Source organism: Mycobacterium sp. NGS16 (assembly GCF_059813225.1).
Map to the genome: position 1 here is coordinate 93,295 of NZ_JCALEE010000011.1, position 14,265 is coordinate 107,559.

A 14,265-nucleotide genomic window follows, 5' to 3' on the forward strand; every position below is an offset into this window, starting at 1 on the left:
CGGTGGAAAGTCTACGTTGTCACCCCGCGTCGGGACGAACGCCCCTACCGGCGCGCCGACTCAGCCGGTCGGAGTAGAGCCCGTGATCTGTGCGCACGCCGTACGCTGACTTTGTGACCCGACCGGATGACGGCACCGCGCTGCCCGACCTGCACGACACCATCGTGGTGGCCGCATTCGAGGGCTGGAACGACGCCGGCGACGCCGCCAGTGATGCGGTGGCTCACCTCAACAGCATCTGGGAGGCCCGGCTGATCGTCGAGATCGACGACGAGAGCTACTACGACTACCAGGTGAACCGGCCGGTGATCCGCCAGCTCGACGGCGTCACCCGGGAACTGGTGTGGCCGTCGATGCGCATCTCGCACTGCCGGCCGCCGGGCAGCGACCGCGACATCGTGCTGATGCACGGCGTGGAACCGAACATGCGGTGGCGGTCGTTCTGCGCGCAGCTGCTGGCCGTCATCGAGCAGCTCGACGTCGACACCGTGGTGATCCTGGGGGCGTTGCTGGCCGACACCCCCCACACTCGCCCGGTGCCGGTGTCCGGGGCGGCGTACTCGGCGGAGTCGGCGGCCCGCTTCGGGTTGACCGAGACCCGCTACGAGGGCCCGACCGGGATCACCGGGGTGTTCCAGGACGCCTGCGTGGCGGCCGGGATTCCAGCGGTGACGTTCTGGGCGGCGGTGCCGCACTACGTCTCGCAGCCGCCCAATCCCAAGGCGACGGTGGCGCTGCTGCGCCGCGTGGAGGACGCCCTCGACATCGAGGTGCCGCTGGGTGACCTGCCGGCGCAGGCCGAGGACTGGGAGGCCGCGGTCACCGAGATGGCCAGCGAGGACGACGAGATCGCCGACTACGTGACTTCGCTGGAAGAACGCGGGGACGCCGAGGTCGACATGACCGAGGCGCTGAACAAGATCGACGGCGATGCGCTGGCCGCCGAGTTCGAGCGGTATCTGCGGCGCCGGCGGCGCTGACCTATTTTTCGAGCGCCTCGTTGTGGGCGCTGGTGGAGCGGCCCAGCGCGGCGACTTCGGCGTCCATCTGCGGCACGATGGTGGCGGCCCCTTTGATGAACGGGGCTTCCACCGCCCGCAACGTCAGCACCGGCTTGAGCCAGCGGAACAGCGCTACCCAGCGCGGGCAGTAGACGCGGCGGCGGCGGCCCTCGATGCCCTCGATGAAGGCGTCGACGCACTCGTCGACCGAGGTGGTCTTGTTCAGCGGCCACGGCAGCTTGGCCAGCATGGCCCCGAAGGCCCCGAGATCGGCCTTGACATCGCGAACCATGGGGGTGTCGATCCAGCCCATGTGCGCCGATCCGACCTCCACACCCTGGTAGGCGACCTCCTGGCGCAGCGCACTGGCGAAGTGCTCGACCGCGGCCTTGGCCGCATCGTAGGACGCCATCCCGGCCAGCGGGGTGAACGCCGCCAGCGAGGACACGATCAGCACGTAGCCGCGACGCTCGATGACCGCCGGCAGAGCGGCGCGCACGGTATTGAACACCCCGACCACGTCGACGTCGATAACCCGCTTGAACGTCTCAGGATCCACATTCAGCACCGAGCCGTAGCTGGCGATACCGGCGTTGGCCACCACGGTGTCGATGCGGCCGAAGCGCTCGACAGCCTGTTTGGCGGCGGCCTGCATGGCGCCCAGGTCGCGTACGTCGGCGGCAACGGCCAGCACCCGGTCACCGCCGAGTTCGTCGGCCAGGGCGGTGAGCTGCGCCTGGTCCAGGTCGGTCAGCACCAGCTTGGCGCCCTTGGCGTGCAGCTTGCGAGCCGCCGCGGCGCCGATGCCGTGCGCGCCGCCGGTGATGAAGATGACTTGGGAGTGAATCGCAACCATGCGGCCAAACTACCCTCGGCCCGGGCCGGGGCTACAGCGGCTGGAGCGATACACCCAGCAGTGCGTCGACCGCGGTGGCCACCAGAGCCGGCGCGGCGGTGTCGTGACCGCCGTACTCCAATGCGTCGGTAGCCCAACCATCCAGGGCGGCAAGCGCTTTGACGGTATCCAGGTCATCGGCGAGGTAGCGGCGCACCCGCGCGACGACGTCGCCGGCGTCGGGCCCGGCAGGCAGCGCGGTGGCGGCGCGCCAGTGGCGCAGCCGGGCTTCGGCGGCCTGCAGGGTGGCGGAGTCCCAGAACCGGTCGCTGCGGTAGTGCCCGGCCAGCAGACCCAGCCGGATCGCCGCCGGCTCGGTCCCCTGGGCGCGCAGCTTGGAGACCAGCACCAGGTTGCCGCGGCTCTTGGACATCTTGTGCCCGTCCCAGCCGATCATTCCGGTGTGCACGTAGTGCCGGGCGAATCGGCGCTCCCCGGTGAGGGATTCGGCGTGGGCGGCGGAGAATTCGTGGTGCGGGAAGATCAGGTCCGATCCGCCGCCCTGGATGTCGAGGCCGGTGCCGATGCGGCTCAGGGCGATCGCGGCGCACTCGACGTGCCAGCCGGGCCGTCCAGCGCCGAACGGCGCGGGCCAACTGGGTTCGCCCGGCCGGGCGGCGCGCCACAGCAGGGCGTCCAGCGGATCGGTCTTGCCGTCGCGGTCCGGATCTCCGCCGCGCTCGCCGAACAACTCCAGCATGCCGGCCCGGTCCAGGCCGGACTCGTAGCCGAACTGATCGGTGGCGTCGGCGCGGAAGTAGATGTCGGGGTGCTCACCGTCGACGATGTAGGCCGATCCGGCGGCCAGCATCTTTTCGACCACTTCCACAACTTCGTCTACGGCCTCGGTGGCCGCCACGTAGTGCTGCGGTGGCAGCACCCGCAGCGCGGTCATGTCCGCGCCGAACAGCTCGACCTGATCGGCTGCCAGGTGCTGCCAGTCGACCCCGTCGCGGTCGGCGCGTTCCAGCAGCGGGTCGTCGACGTCGGTGATGTTCTGCACGTAGTTCACCTGGTGGCCCGCATCCAGCCACAGCCGGTGAATCAGGTCGAACACCAGGTAGGTGGCGGCGTGGCCGAGGTGGGTGGCGTCATAGGGGGTGATGCCGCAGACGTACATGGTGGCCGTCGGGCCCGGCGACACCGGGCGGACCTGCCGGTCGGCGGTGTCATACAGGCGCAGCGCCGGGCCGCGCCCGGGCAGGGCCGGAACAGCCGGCGCGGACCACGATTGCATGCCCTCGACTGTAAGGCCCCTCCCCTACAGCACCGTCCGGCGCATCGCGTCCAGCAGTGCCGGCGCCACCTCGGGGCGGCACATCAGCAGGTCGGGCAGGTATGGGTCGGGGCGGTTGTAGCGCAGCGGGGAGCCGTCGAGCCGAGACGCGTGCAGGCCGGCTGCCAGCACCACGCCGGCCGGGGCGGCGGAGTCCCACTCCCACTGCCCGCCGGCGTGCAGGTAGGCGTCCACGTCTCCGCGCACCACGGCCATCGCCTTAGCGCCCGCCGACCCCATCAGCACCGGCTGCAGCGGCAGCACCGCCCGGATGAGGCGCACCACCGCCGGCATCCGGGAGGCGCTGACCGCGACCCGAATGGGGTTCGGGGTCTCGGCCGGCTCGGCACCGGAGGTGACCGTGTCGGTGCGGAAGACGACGTTGCCGCGCGCGGGAAGGGACACCGCGGCGTCGGTGATGGCACCGGGCCCGGCGCCGTCGCGCTGCCATAGCGCGATGTGCACCGCCCAGTCGTCGCGTCCGGGGGTGGTGAACTCGCGGGTGCCGTCCAGCGGGTCGATGATCCAGACCCGGTCGGAGTGCAGCCGGGACAGGTCGTCGGGGGATTCCTCGCTGAGCACCGCGTCGTCGGGGCGGGCCTCGCGCAACCGGTCCAGGATCAACCGATTGGCGCGCGCATCCCCGGCATCGCCCAGGCGCCACGGATGACCGAAACCCACCTCGTCGCGGACCTGCAGCAACAGCTTTCCGGCCTCGACGGCGAGTTCGGCGGCCAGCGCCGCGTCGGTCAGCGTCACCTTGGCAGTATCCCCCGAGCCGGTCAGAACGCCGGCCACGGTATCGGGCGGTGGGTGTTCGGGGCGGGCATCACCGGATGCTCGAGCAGGTCGGCTACGCGCCATCGCAGGGCGTCCAGCTCGGCGGAGGTCAGGTGCGGTTCCAGGCACGCCACCAGCGGGCCGTCCAACGCCGCTGCCAGCCCGGAGACAGCCTGCAGCGTCTCGTCGTCGACCGGTTTGCCCGCCCACCCCCACAGCACGGTGCGCAGCTTGTCCTGGGTGTGCAGGCACACCCCGTGGTCCACCCCGTAGACCGCGCCGTCGGTGCCGCACAGAATGTGCCCGCCCTTGCGGTCGGCGTTGTTGATCACCACGTCGAAGACCGCGATGCGTCGCAGCCTGGTGTCATCGGCGTGCACCAGGACGACCGGGTCGCCGGCATAGTCGTAGGCCCGCAGCACCGCCAGGTAGCCGGCCGGGATCTTGCCGACCGGCACCAGGTCCACCAGATCCGGCCCCGGGGGCACGTCGTCGCCGTCGCCGGGCTGCTCCACCCACCGCTGCACCATTCCGGGGCCCGCCGGGCCATCCCGAATAATGGTGTCGGGCACCAGGTTCCAGCCCAGCTCGACCGAGATCAGGTGCGCGGCCAGTTCACGGCCGGCCAGGGTGCCGTCGGGGAAGTCCCAGAGCGGCTGCTCACCGGCGACCGGCTTGTACACGCAGTGGATGCGGTGCTGCCCGAGGGTGGCCTCGCACAGGAAGGTAGCGTTGCTCGCCGAGCGGATGCGGCCCAGGACCTCCAGCTCCCCGGAGCGCAACGCCTCGGCATCGTCAGAGGTCGGCGTCATCGGGCTCATCGTCGGGCCCGAAGGCGCCCCGCCGATAGCCGTTGGTGCGCACACAGATGTGACCGGCCGGGTCCAGCGGCTCGTCACACAGCGGGCAGGGCGGGCGGCCCGCCGAGATGACCCGGTTGGACCGGGTGGCGAATTGCCGCGCCGACTCCGGCGTCAGGAACACCCGCACCGCGTCCGGGCCCTCCTCGGTGTCGTCGAGCACCACCGACGCATCGAACTCGGTGTCGCTGACGGCGAGCAATTCGACCACCACCGTCTGCGCCTCGGAGTCCCAGCCCAGGCCCATGGTTCCGACCCGGAACTCGGCGTCTACCGGCGTCACCAGCGGGTTGAGGTCGTCGATCTCGGTGGGTTCCGGCGGTACCGGCGTACCGAATCGGCGGTTGACCTCCAGCAACAGCGCACCGATCCGCTCGGCGAGCACCGCGACCTGTTGCTTTTCCAGCACCACCGAGACGACCCGCTCGTCGTGCACCGCCTGCAGGTAGAAGGTGCGATTTCCGGGCTGGCCGACGGTCCCGGCCACGAAGCGGTCGGGGGTGCGGAAGACGTGGATTGCTCGGGACATGGCATCTCCAAAATACCGGCAGTTGGCAACCACGCCGGTAGCTGCGTCGGCTAGGTGGTGGACCCGCCGACCACGGCATCGCTCGACGAGCTGTCTGCCGGCGGGGAAATTTTGACCGACGCCGCCAGCGAGGCCCCGGTGTGGTTGAGGTGGATGACGAACGGGCGCAACGGCGTGTAACGGATCACGCTCGCCGAGGCCGGGTCGGCGGTGATGCGCTGAAAACCGTCGAGGTGGACACCGAGGGCATCGGCGAGGACGGCCTTGATGACATCACCGTGCGTGCACGCCAGCCACAGCACGTCGCCGCCGTGCTGCTCGGCCAGCCGCCGGTCGTGGTCGCGGACCGCGGCGACCGCCCGGGCCTGCACTTGCGCCAGTCCTTCGCCGTCGGGGAACACCGCTGCGCTGGGCTGCGCCTGCACCACCCGCCACAACGGTTCACCGGTCAGCTCGGTCATCTTGCGCCCGGTCCAGGCCCCGTAGTCGACTTCGGCGAGCCGGTCGTCGACCACCGGTTCCAGCTTGAGCTCGGCGGCCAGCGGTTCGAGGGTGCTGCGGCAGCGCAGCAGCGGCGAGCGCACCAGCGCTTTGATCGGCAGACCGGCCAGCCGGTCGACAAGCTGCGCGGCCTGCTCGCGGCCGGTGTCGTCGAGCTCGACGCCGTCGGCACGCCCGGCCAGCACGCCGGCGGTGTTGGCGGTGGACCGGCCGTGCCGCAGCAGGATGACCGTCATGGCTGGGCCGCCAGCACGCCGGTGGCCAGCAGGATCAGGATCGTCGTCCCGGCCAGGACCCGGTACCCGACGAACCAGTACATGCTGTGGGCGACCAGGAACCGCAGGAACCAGGCCACCGCCGCCCAGCCCACCACGAAGGCGATGACGGTAGCCACCAACAGTTGCGGCCCGCTGGCGCTCATCCCGGCACCGGCGGGGTGGAACGCGTCGGGCAGGGAGAACAACCCGGAGGCGAACACCGCTGGGATGGCCAGCAGGAACCCGAACCGGGCGGCCAGCTCGCGGTCCAGGCCGGCGAACAGGCCGGCGCTGATGGTCGCACCGGAGCGCGACACTCCGGGGACCAGCGCCAGCGTTTGCGCTGAACCCACCAGCACGGCGTCACGCCAGGTCAACTGCTTGGCATGGCGGGTCTGGCGGCCGAGGTGTTCGGCGGCGGCGATCACCGCCGAGAACACCACCAGCGCAGTGGCCACCACCCACAGGTTGCGGACCCCGGAACGGATCTGGTCGGTGAACACCAGGCCCAGCACGCAGATCGGGATGGTGCCGATGATGACGTACCAGCCCATCCGGTAGTCCGTTTCGCGGTCGGCGGCCAGCGGGGTCTTGGCCAGGGCCGACGCCACCCCGGACAGCCAGGCGGTGGCGATCCGCGCAATGTCCTTGGCGAAATAGACCAGCACGGCCACCTCGGTACCGAGTTGGGTCACCGCGGTGAACGAGGCTCCGGCATCACCGGCGAAGAACAACCGGGAGACCAACGCCAGGTGCCCCGAGGACGAGACCGGCAGGAATTCGGTGAGCCCCTGGACGATCGCCAGGACGACGACCTGTGGCCATGACATCGCAGCACCCTGGAGTTCCGACACGACCTCAGACACGTCAAAGACCGTACCGTGCGGGTGTCGCGCCGGGAGGGTGCCGCGGGGCGAACGGATTGACCTGGGGCCCGCCCCCCGGCGGCTGAACTGCACGCGCTGCTGGTCCGTATCACCGGTGAGACGCTTGTTAGGAGTCGCCGATGAGCCCGCTGGCGCAGCATCGCCCCGACACCGTCGTCATCGGGGCCGGACCGGCCGGTCTCGCTGTCGCACGTCAGCTCGAGCACCGGCACGGCGTCAAGGCGCTCGTCGTCGAAAAAGCTGCAGCGCCGGCGATTTCGTGGCGCACACGCTATGACAACTTCCGGCTCAACACCACCGGATTCCTGTCGCATCTGCCCGGACAACGGATTCCGATGACGGCCGGTCGGTGGCCGACCCGGGAGGACATGGTCCGCTACTTCGACTGTTATGTGCGACAACAGCACATCACGCTGCAGCTCGGATGCGAGGTCACCCGCATCGACCGCACCGAAGGTGGCTGGCGAGTCGCCACGTCGTCGGGACACATCCGGGCACCGGCAATCGTCCTCGCCACCGGCAACTACCGCACACCGGCCATCCCGGCCTGGCCCGGCCTCAGCCGATTCAACGGCGAACTGGTTCACTCCGGCGCCTTCTGCAACGCGTGGCCGTTTCGTGGCCGCGATGTCCTGGTCGTCGGCGCCGGCAATTCGGCCGCCGACATCGCCGTCCAGCTCGCGAACGACGGTGCGCGCCAGGTCTGGCTGGCGGTGCGCACCCCGCCGCACCTGGTGCGCCGGTCTTTGGGGCCGTTTCCCGCGGACCTCTTCCTCGAGCTGTTCGCCCGGGTACCCGCGAGCAAGGTCGATCCTGTGATCGAGCGCGTCAACCGGCTGTTGTGGGGTGACCTGTCGGTCTATGGCTTCGGCCGGCCGCCGTTGGGCCTCAAGGCGACGGTCGAACAACGCGGTCGCATTCCTACCCTGGCCGATGAGCTCGTCGCCGCGGTGCGGGCCGGACGGATCGACGTCGTCGCCGCTGTCGAGGCGGTCGAATCCGACCGGGTGCTCCTGGCCGACGGCACCGCGGTGGCGGCGGAGGTGATCGTGGCCGCCACCGGGTTCAGCGTCGATCTAGACGGCGTGGTGGGGCATCTGGGAGTCCTCGACGAACACGGCAATCCGCGTGGCGGCTTCGCCTCCCACGTCGGCGACGGATTGTTCGCGATCGGCTACGGCATTCCGCCCAGCGGCCCGCTTCGCGCGATCCGCCGCAGCGCCACGCCTCTGGCCGGTCAGATCGCGGCCTATCTGAACGACCACGAGGATGTCGATGAGCTTGTTCACCGCTGAAAAGACCTTCTCCCGCGGCGCAGCCGGATACGAAGCGGCCCGTCGGGAAACAGTATGGAACGGCCTGGTGCCACAACGGTTTCCCGATGTGATTGTGCAGGCGCACAACGCCGACGACGTGGTCGCGGCGATCCACTACGCGCGCGCCAACGGCCATCGGGTCGGCATCTGTTCGGGCGGGCGCAGCTGGTCGGCCAGCCACCTGCGCGACGGCGGCATGCTGCTCGACGTCAGCCGCCTCGATCACTGCACCGTCGACACCGATCGGATGACCGCACGCGTCGGCCCGGGCAAGGCCGCCAGCGCCTTCGCGATCGACCTGGATTCCCGCGGGCTGTTCTTCCCCGCGGGCCATTGCGACGGCATCCGCCTCGGCGGCTATCTCCTCCAAGGCGGATACGGCTGGAACGGCCCGGCGGTCGGACCGGCGTGCGAGAGCGTGCTTGGACTGGAGGTGGTCACCGCCGACGGCGAACACCGCTACTGCGACGCCGAGAACGACCCGGATCTGTATTGGGCCGCCCGGGGTTCGGGACCGGGATTCTTCGGGGTGGTCACCTCGTTCACATTGCTGTTGCGCCCGCGACCGCCGGTCTGGGGCACCTGCTTGTACGTGTACCCGATCGACGTCGCCGACGAGGTTTTCACCTGGGGACGCGCGATCAGTCCCGACGTCGACGACCGCGTCGAACTGCAGATAGCCACCTGCCGCAGCTTTCCGGGGGCGGGACTCGACCACCCCGCCATCGCCGTCGCCGCGCCGGTCTTCGCCGATTCCGACGAGGAGGCGACGAAAGCCCTTGCCGTCCTAGGCACCTGCCCGGTTGCCGACCGGGCGATCATCAGCCTTCCCTATGCGCCGACAACCTTGGCCAACTGGTATGCCGCGGTGATGACCAACTACCCGCCGGGCCACCGCTACATCGCGGACGGCATGTTCACATCGGCGTCCGCCGAGGAACTCCTACCCGGCATCCGCAAGATCATCGAGACGATGCCACCGCACCCCTCCCAGTTCCTGTTCACAGGCTGGAAGACGTCGGAGGACCGCGCCGACATGGTGTACGGCCTCGAGGACGAGATCTACCTGGCGCTCTACACCGCCTGGAAGGATCCGGCCGACGACGAGCGGTACGGCGACTGGGCTCAGTCCAACATGGCCGCGATGTCGCACCTGGCCACCGGTATCGCCCTGGCCGACGAGAACCTCGGCCGGCGGCCGGCGAGATTCATCACCGACCCGAATCTGGCGCGGCTGGAAAAGGTGCGCGCGGCCTACGACCCGGAGGCGCGATTCCACAGCTGGATGGGCCACGGCTGAACCGGACGGGCGCCGCACTGCACGTGGTTTCCGCCCACGACGACGGAGTGTTGCTGCAGCGTTCACCATGAATTCCGCGCGAACGTGAACTGACGCCACGTGGGAGTCGTGTTACTGGCATCTTCACGAGTTAGGTAAGCAGATGGCCAGGCAGCACCGGGTGGTCGACCGCATTGTCGAACAACTCGCCGGCACCGGAGTCGACTACATCTTCGGTGTCGACGGTGCCAACATCGAAGACCTTTACGATGCAGCACATTTCCAGTCGGGTATCACCGCGATTCTGGCCAAGCACGAGTTCTCCGCGGCCACCATGGCCGACGGATACAGCCGCAGCGGTGCCGGACTGGGCGTGGTGGCGGCTACGTCGGGCGGCGGCGCACTGAACCTCGTTGCAGGTTTGGGGGAATCACTGGCCAGCCGGGTGCCGGTGTTGGCGTTGGTGGGACAAGCGGCGACCAGCATGGACGGCCGGGGCAGCTTTCAAGACACCAGTGGCCGCAACGGTGCGTTGAATGCCGAAGCGCTGTTCGCTGCGGTGTCGGTCTTCTGCCGGCGGGTATTGACGCCGGCCGACATCGTTTCGGCATTACCGGACGCCATCGCGGCGGCACGTGCCGGTGGCCCAGCAGTACTGTTGTTGCCCAAGGACGTTCAGCAAGGACTCGTTCGGGTCGACGGTTACATCCGGCATCTCGGCCGCGAGATCGATCCGGCCGGTCCCCTGCTCGGCGACCCGCATCCGATCCTGCAGGCATTGCGCCGGGCCACCGGCCCGGTCACGATCATCGCCGGCGAACAGGTCGCACGCGATGACGCCCGCGAGGAACTCGAAGCGCTGCGTTTCCTGCTGCGCGCTCGCATAGCATGCGTCCCCGATGCCAAAGATGTAGCCGGAACACCAGGTTTCGGCTCATCGTCAGCGCTCGGTGTGACCGGTGTCATCGGCCATCCGGGTGTGGGCGAGGCGGTGGCGGCCAGCTCCCTGTGCCTCGTGGTCGGCACCCGACTCGGCGTGATGGCCCGTGCCGGGCTCGAGGATGCGCTCGCGATGGCGCCCACGATCTCGATCGGCTCTGCGCCGCCCTACCTACCATGCACACACGTGCACACCGACAACCTGCGGGTGTCACTTTCCACTCTGACGCGCGCGCTGTCCGGAAAGGGGCGCCCCAGGGGTCTGCGTGTGCCCGACATGGTGTCGAGCACCGAGCTGCGGCCGCCGGCCTTCACCGGCCCGGGCGTACGCTATCGCGACGCCATGATCGCGCTCGACCGGGCGTTGCCCGCCGGCGTGGATATCGTCGTCGACGCCGGCAATACCGGCGCGGCCGCGGTTCATCACCTCCGGGTCAGGCGTGGCGGCCGGTTCGCCGTCGCACTCGGCATGGGCGGCATGGGTTACAGCTTCGGCGCGGGCATCGGCATGGCGTTCGGCCGGGTCCGGAGCGCCCGCGCGAAGCGCACCGTGGTGATCGCCGGCGACGGCGCGTTCTTCATGCACGGCATGGAGATCCACACCGCGGTGCACTATCGGCTGCCGATCACGTTCGTCTTGTTCAACAACAACGCCCACGCCATGTGCGTGACCCGCGAACAGCTCTTCTACGACGACCTGTACAGCTACAACCGGTTCGCCCCGAGTTTTCTCGGGGCCGGGTGCGCGGCCATGTTCCCCGGGCTGTCGTCGGTCGACGTCACCGACCCCGAGGAACTGCCCGCGGCGCTGGCACGGGCGATGGCGGTCGAGGGCCCGTCGGTGGTCAGCGTCGTGTGCGCAGCCGACGAAATACCTCCGTTCGCACCGTTTCTCACACAACGGCCCACCAAACACGGGCTCGATGACGAGATTTCAACACCGAAGGAGAACCCCACCGATGTCCCTGCCCGCGCTTGACGATATCCACATTCACAGCGGCACCGCCGAACCCATCGAGGGTTTGGTGCGCATCGAGACCGCACCTCTGGAAGAGACCGCTGCGTTCTTCCTGACGAAGCTGCGGTCGGTGTACCCGCACGACGACGTTTTCGGCCAGTACTGCGCGGTCAACGACTACATCGACTGCCCGCCCGACGAGCTGTTCGACTACCTGTCCGACACCCGCAGCCTCGAGGAGTGGACCTACACCCTGCGCGACTTCACGCCGACAGATGAGCCCGAACTGTGGCTCGCCTATGACCGGTTGCTTCCGCAGACCAAGATTTACACCCGCACTCATGCCAACGCCGAGGCGCGCACCGTCGACTACCATTGCGCCTGGGATCAGGGCAAGCATCTGTGGATGATCTACCTGATGCGGGTCCTCGACGCGCAGCTGGTGCTGGACCGGCCCGGTTCTGTTGTGCTGTGGACCAATTGCCGCCATCCGTTTTATGACCACAACCCCTACCCGGAGGCGGCGCCGCCGGAGCGCACGGGCTGGGTCGGCGACTTCTGGGACATGTTCGGCGCCGGTCACGGGGTGGAGCTGAACAACCTCAAGACGATCGCCGAATACCGGCACCGCAACGGTCTGCCGATCACACCGAGCTGGATGAGATGAGACGGCCATGAACCAACCCGTGGTCAGCCTGACCGATGTTGCCTGCTACCTGCCGGGAAAACCTATCGGCGCTGACTATTACGCGCAGTTCGCCGAATCGGATGACTTGGCTGACAACCTGATGTTCCGCGCGCCCAAGTTCCGTCATCACGTCGCACCCGCCGAGACCGCCATCGACATGGTCGAGCAAGCTGCTGCCGGGCTGGTGCAGCGGCACGGCCACGACGTCATCTCCAACGTCGATGTGCTGATCACCCACACCCAACTGCCGGACATGCCGTTCTACGGTTCGGGCGGCGGCATTGCCCACCGCCTTGGCATGCGACCGAGCTGGGTGCTCGACTTGCACAACGGCGGGTGCGCGGCATTCGTGTTGGCGCTCAAAGTGGCCCGTCAGCTGCTGGCCGCGGGCGAAGGGCGTACCGCGTTGATCGCCATCGCGCAGAACGCGGCGGGGCAGGTCTTCGACCAGCCCGGGGTGCGGCGCAAGGCGCAGGCATCGGTGCCAGGCGACGGCGCCGCGGTGGGATTGGTGACACTGTCCGACGAATCGCCGATCCTGGCCGTGGAATGCCGCACCTACGGCGAATACGCCAATGACATGACCTACACCACGGAACCGCCCCGCAAATGGTGGCAGCCCGGGCCCGGCGAGGGGTGTATCGGTTTCACAGAAACCAAGATCACCAAGGTGCTGGCCCGCGGCAACCGTGAGGTTCCCGAGGTGGCGCTGGCGGTGTGTGATCGAATCGGCATGTCGCCCAGGGACGTCGGGCTGCTTGTGACGAACCAGCCGAACCGGGTGTTCCTGCGCAACTGGCGCGAAGCGCTCGAAGTCCCCGATTCAGCGCATCGCGATACCTTCGATGAGTGCGGCAACCTGTTCGGTGCCGGAATCCCGATCAACCTGGATCGTGCGATATCCGACGGCCAGACCAAGGCCGGCGACATCGTGCTGATGGCGGCCTTCGCGCACGCCGGTGACTTCGCCGGCGCGGCGGCCCTCCGCTGGGGCGGACGCGGCTGATGCCGTCGCTGGCGCAGGCGAGCCGCGCCGCCGTGGACGCTCTCGGGGCGCTGCCGAACGCGATTGACCCGTTCGCGTTGTCGCTCAACGAGAACCCGTTTCCGCCGTTGCCGGCGGTGCGCGCCGCCTTGATCCACGCGGTGGACGCGGCCAACCGCTATCCGGAGTTCCTGCCCGAATCGATGCGCACGATGATCGCGCGACACATCGGGGTTCGCGCCGAACAGGTCGTCCTTGGGGCGGGCGCGACGGGGGTGGTGATGCAGGTCCTGCAGGCGGTGACCGAGCCCGGTGACCGGATCGTGCTGGCCTCACCGACCTTCGACGGCTACCCGATCTTCGCCCGGATTGCCCGCCTGGCCCCGGTCAGCGTCCCGCTCGACGAGCGCGGCCACCACGACTTCGCGGCGATGGCGCAGGCCGCGGCGGGCGCACGGGTGGTCGTCGTGTGCCGGCCGCACAATCCAACCGGAACGCTGGAGTCGATCGCCGACGTCGAGCGGTTCATGACTCGGATCCCGGCCGACACCATAGTGCTGCTCGACGAGGCCTACATCGAGTTCGTCGCACCCGACTACCGCATCGACTGCCCTGATCTGGTGCGGCACTTTCCGAATGTCGTGGTGCTGCGGACATTCTCGAAGGCCTACGGGCTCGCCGGACTGCGTATCGGATATGGCTTCGGGTCGCCGCAGCTGACCGAGACCCTGTGGTCCATGCAGTTGCCGTTCGGAATGGACATCACCAGTGCGGTCGCGGTGGCGGCTTCGTACAACGCCGAAGAACAGCTGCAGCAACGTATTTCCCGAATCGTCAGCGAACGCGATTACCTGCGCCGGCGCCTGTCGACGATGGGTGTCTACAGCACCGACTCCCACGCGAATTTCGTGTACCTGCCACCGGCGAGCCGGCCGTGGCGGGAGGTCTTCACCGGGCTCCTGGTCCGCCACTACGCCGACGGCGGCGTGCGGATCACCGTCGGCGGCCGCGTGGCCACCCAGGCGGTGCTGCACGCGGTGAACGACTCGTCGGCTTGTTGCGTGTCAGGAATAGGAGGTGTGAGATGAATCCAGTATTGATGGCCCTGCTGTCG

Annotated in this window: 14 protein-coding genes; 7 read left to right on the forward strand and 7 right to left on the reverse strand. The window is 68.7% G+C overall.

Going from position 1 to position 14,265, the window contains the following annotated elements; genetic code table 11:
- The first annotated feature begins 113 nt into the window (after positions 1-113).
- On the forward strand, positions 114-980 hold the full coding sequence (locus tag AC5Y4Q_RS19605; RefSeq protein WP_064922403.1) for a PAC2 family protein: 867 nt from the start codon (positions 114-116) through the stop codon (positions 978-980).
- Between the two features lies 1 nt (position 981).
- On the opposite strand, the gene AC5Y4Q_RS19610 is transcribed toward AC5Y4Q_RS19605, so the two are convergent.
- The 7 genes from AC5Y4Q_RS19610 to AC5Y4Q_RS19640 are packed head-to-tail and all read right to left on the reverse strand — an operon-like array spanning position 982 to position 6,929.
- Positions 982-1,857, reverse strand: coding sequence for an SDR family oxidoreductase (locus tag AC5Y4Q_RS19610; RefSeq protein ID WP_499960048.1), 876 nt, complete (start codon positions 1,855-1,857; stop codon positions 982-984).
- A 31-nt stretch (positions 1,858-1,888) separates the two neighbouring features.
- On the reverse strand, positions 1,889-3,133 hold the full coding sequence (gene mshC, locus AC5Y4Q_RS19615; protein WP_064922401.1) for a cysteine--1-D-myo-inosityl 2-amino-2-deoxy-alpha-D-glucopyranoside ligase: 1,245 nt from the start codon (positions 3,131-3,133) through the stop codon (positions 1,889-1,891).
- A 24-nt stretch (positions 3,134-3,157) separates the two neighbouring features.
- Positions 3,158-3,958, reverse strand: a complete 801-nt coding sequence (locus AC5Y4Q_RS19620; RefSeq protein WP_125225003.1) for a 3'(2'),5'-bisphosphate nucleotidase CysQ — start codon at positions 3,956-3,958, stop codon at positions 3,158-3,160.
- Positions 3,955-4,764 carry an SCO1664 family protein gene (locus AC5Y4Q_RS19625; protein ID WP_125224994.1) on the reverse strand — a complete coding sequence of 270 codons (810 nt, stop codon included), beginning with the start codon at positions 4,762-4,764 and terminating at the stop codon, positions 3,955-3,957. The genes AC5Y4Q_RS19620 and AC5Y4Q_RS19625 overlap by 4 nt, the downstream gene beginning before the upstream one ends.
- A complete protein-coding gene (locus tag AC5Y4Q_RS19630; protein WP_064922399.1) occupies positions 4,748-5,341 on the reverse strand; it encodes a DUF3090 domain-containing protein in 594 nt (197 codons plus the stop codon). The genes AC5Y4Q_RS19625 and AC5Y4Q_RS19630 overlap by 17 nt, the downstream gene beginning before the upstream one ends.
- A gap of 50 nt (positions 5,342-5,391) precedes the next feature.
- Entirely contained in the window at positions 5,392-6,078 is a 687-nt protein-coding gene (locus tag AC5Y4Q_RS19635) for a histidine phosphatase family protein (RefSeq protein ID WP_499960051.1), read from the reverse strand.
- Positions 6,075-6,929: an undecaprenyl-diphosphate phosphatase gene (locus AC5Y4Q_RS19640; RefSeq protein ID WP_064922414.1), complete on the reverse strand. Its 855-nt coding sequence runs from the start codon at positions 6,927-6,929 to the stop codon at positions 6,075-6,077. The genes AC5Y4Q_RS19635 and AC5Y4Q_RS19640 overlap by 4 nt, the downstream gene beginning before the upstream one ends.
- Positions 6,930-7,105: 176 nt before the next feature.
- On the opposite strand from AC5Y4Q_RS19640, the gene AC5Y4Q_RS19645 reads away from it, so the two are divergent.
- The 6 genes from AC5Y4Q_RS19645 (at position 7,106) to AC5Y4Q_RS19670 (ending at position 14,239) form a co-directional block, all read left to right on the forward strand.
- On the forward strand, positions 7,106-8,281 hold the full coding sequence (locus AC5Y4Q_RS19645) for a flavin-containing monooxygenase (RefSeq protein ID WP_064922397.1): 1,176 nt from the start codon (positions 7,106-7,108) through the stop codon (positions 8,279-8,281).
- Positions 8,262-9,602: an FAD-binding oxidoreductase gene (locus AC5Y4Q_RS19650; RefSeq protein ID WP_499960053.1), complete on the forward strand. Its 1,341-nt coding sequence runs from the start codon at positions 8,262-8,264 to the stop codon at positions 9,600-9,602. Before AC5Y4Q_RS19645 ends, AC5Y4Q_RS19650 begins: the two co-directional genes overlap by 20 nt.
- A 142-nt stretch (positions 9,603-9,744) precedes the next feature.
- The gene (locus AC5Y4Q_RS19655; RefSeq protein ID WP_499960055.1) at positions 9,745-11,499 is read left to right on the forward strand and encodes a thiamine pyrophosphate-binding protein; all 1,755 of its coding nucleotides are present in this window, start codon (positions 9,745-9,747) and stop codon (positions 11,497-11,499) included.
- Positions 11,480-12,145, forward strand: coding sequence for a DUF8713 domain-containing protein (locus AC5Y4Q_RS19660; RefSeq protein WP_499960056.1), 666 nt, complete (start codon positions 11,480-11,482; stop codon positions 12,143-12,145). Before AC5Y4Q_RS19655 ends, AC5Y4Q_RS19660 begins: the two co-directional genes overlap by 20 nt.
- 7 nt (positions 12,146-12,152) lie before the next feature.
- Positions 12,153-13,172 (forward strand): 3-oxoacyl-ACP synthase III family protein, encoded by a 1,020-nt coding sequence (locus tag AC5Y4Q_RS19665; RefSeq protein WP_499960058.1) that lies wholly within the window; start codon positions 12,153-12,155, stop codon positions 13,170-13,172.
- Positions 13,172-14,239 carry a pyridoxal phosphate-dependent aminotransferase gene (locus AC5Y4Q_RS19670; protein ID WP_499960060.1) on the forward strand — a complete coding sequence of 356 codons (1,068 nt, stop codon included), beginning with the start codon at positions 13,172-13,174 and terminating at the stop codon, positions 14,237-14,239. Before AC5Y4Q_RS19665 ends, AC5Y4Q_RS19670 begins: the two co-directional genes overlap by 1 nt.
- Positions 14,240-14,265: the final 26 nt, after the last annotated feature.

What these genes read in the sequence shown, in the direction of transcription:
- AC5Y4Q_RS19610 (WP_499960048.1), bottom strand. Translation starts at nt 1,857, where the DNA reads ATGGTTGCGATTCACTCCCAAGTCATCTTCATCACCGGCGGCGCGCAC.
- mshC (WP_064922401.1), bottom strand. Translation starts at nt 3,133, where the DNA reads ATGCAATCGTGGTCCGCGCCGGCTGTTCCGGCCCTGCCCGGGCGCGGC.
- AC5Y4Q_RS19625 (WP_125224994.1), bottom strand. Translation starts at nt 4,764, where the DNA reads ATGACGCCGACCTCTGACGATGCCGAGGCGTTGCGCTCCGGGGAGCTG.
- AC5Y4Q_RS19630 (WP_064922399.1), bottom strand. Translation starts at nt 5,341, where the DNA reads ATGTCCCGAGCAATCCACGTCTTCCGCACCCCCGACCGCTTCGTGGCC.
- AC5Y4Q_RS19635 (WP_499960051.1), bottom strand. Translation starts at nt 6,078, where the DNA reads ATGACGGTCATCCTGCTGCGGCACGGCCGGTCCACCGCCAACACCGCC.
- AC5Y4Q_RS19640 (WP_064922414.1), bottom strand. Translation starts at nt 6,929, where the DNA reads ATGTCATGGCCACAGGTCGTCGTCCTGGCGATCGTCCAGGGGCTCACC.
- AC5Y4Q_RS19645 (WP_064922397.1), top strand. Translation starts at nt 7,106, where the DNA reads ATGAGCCCGCTGGCGCAGCATCGCCCCGACACCGTCGTCATCGGGGCC.
- AC5Y4Q_RS19650 (WP_499960053.1), top strand. Translation starts at nt 8,262, where the DNA reads ATGAGCTTGTTCACCGCTGAAAAGACCTTCTCCCGCGGCGCAGCCGGA.
- AC5Y4Q_RS19655 (WP_499960055.1), top strand. Translation starts at nt 9,745, where the DNA reads ATGGCCAGGCAGCACCGGGTGGTCGACCGCATTGTCGAACAACTCGCC.
- AC5Y4Q_RS19660 (WP_499960056.1), top strand. Translation starts at nt 11,480, where the DNA reads ATGTCCCTGCCCGCGCTTGACGATATCCACATTCACAGCGGCACCGCC.
- AC5Y4Q_RS19665 (WP_499960058.1), top strand. Translation starts at nt 12,153, where the DNA reads ATGAACCAACCCGTGGTCAGCCTGACCGATGTTGCCTGCTACCTGCCG.
- AC5Y4Q_RS19670 (WP_499960060.1), top strand. Translation starts at nt 13,172, where the DNA reads ATGCCGTCGCTGGCGCAGGCGAGCCGCGCCGCCGTGGACGCTCTCGGG.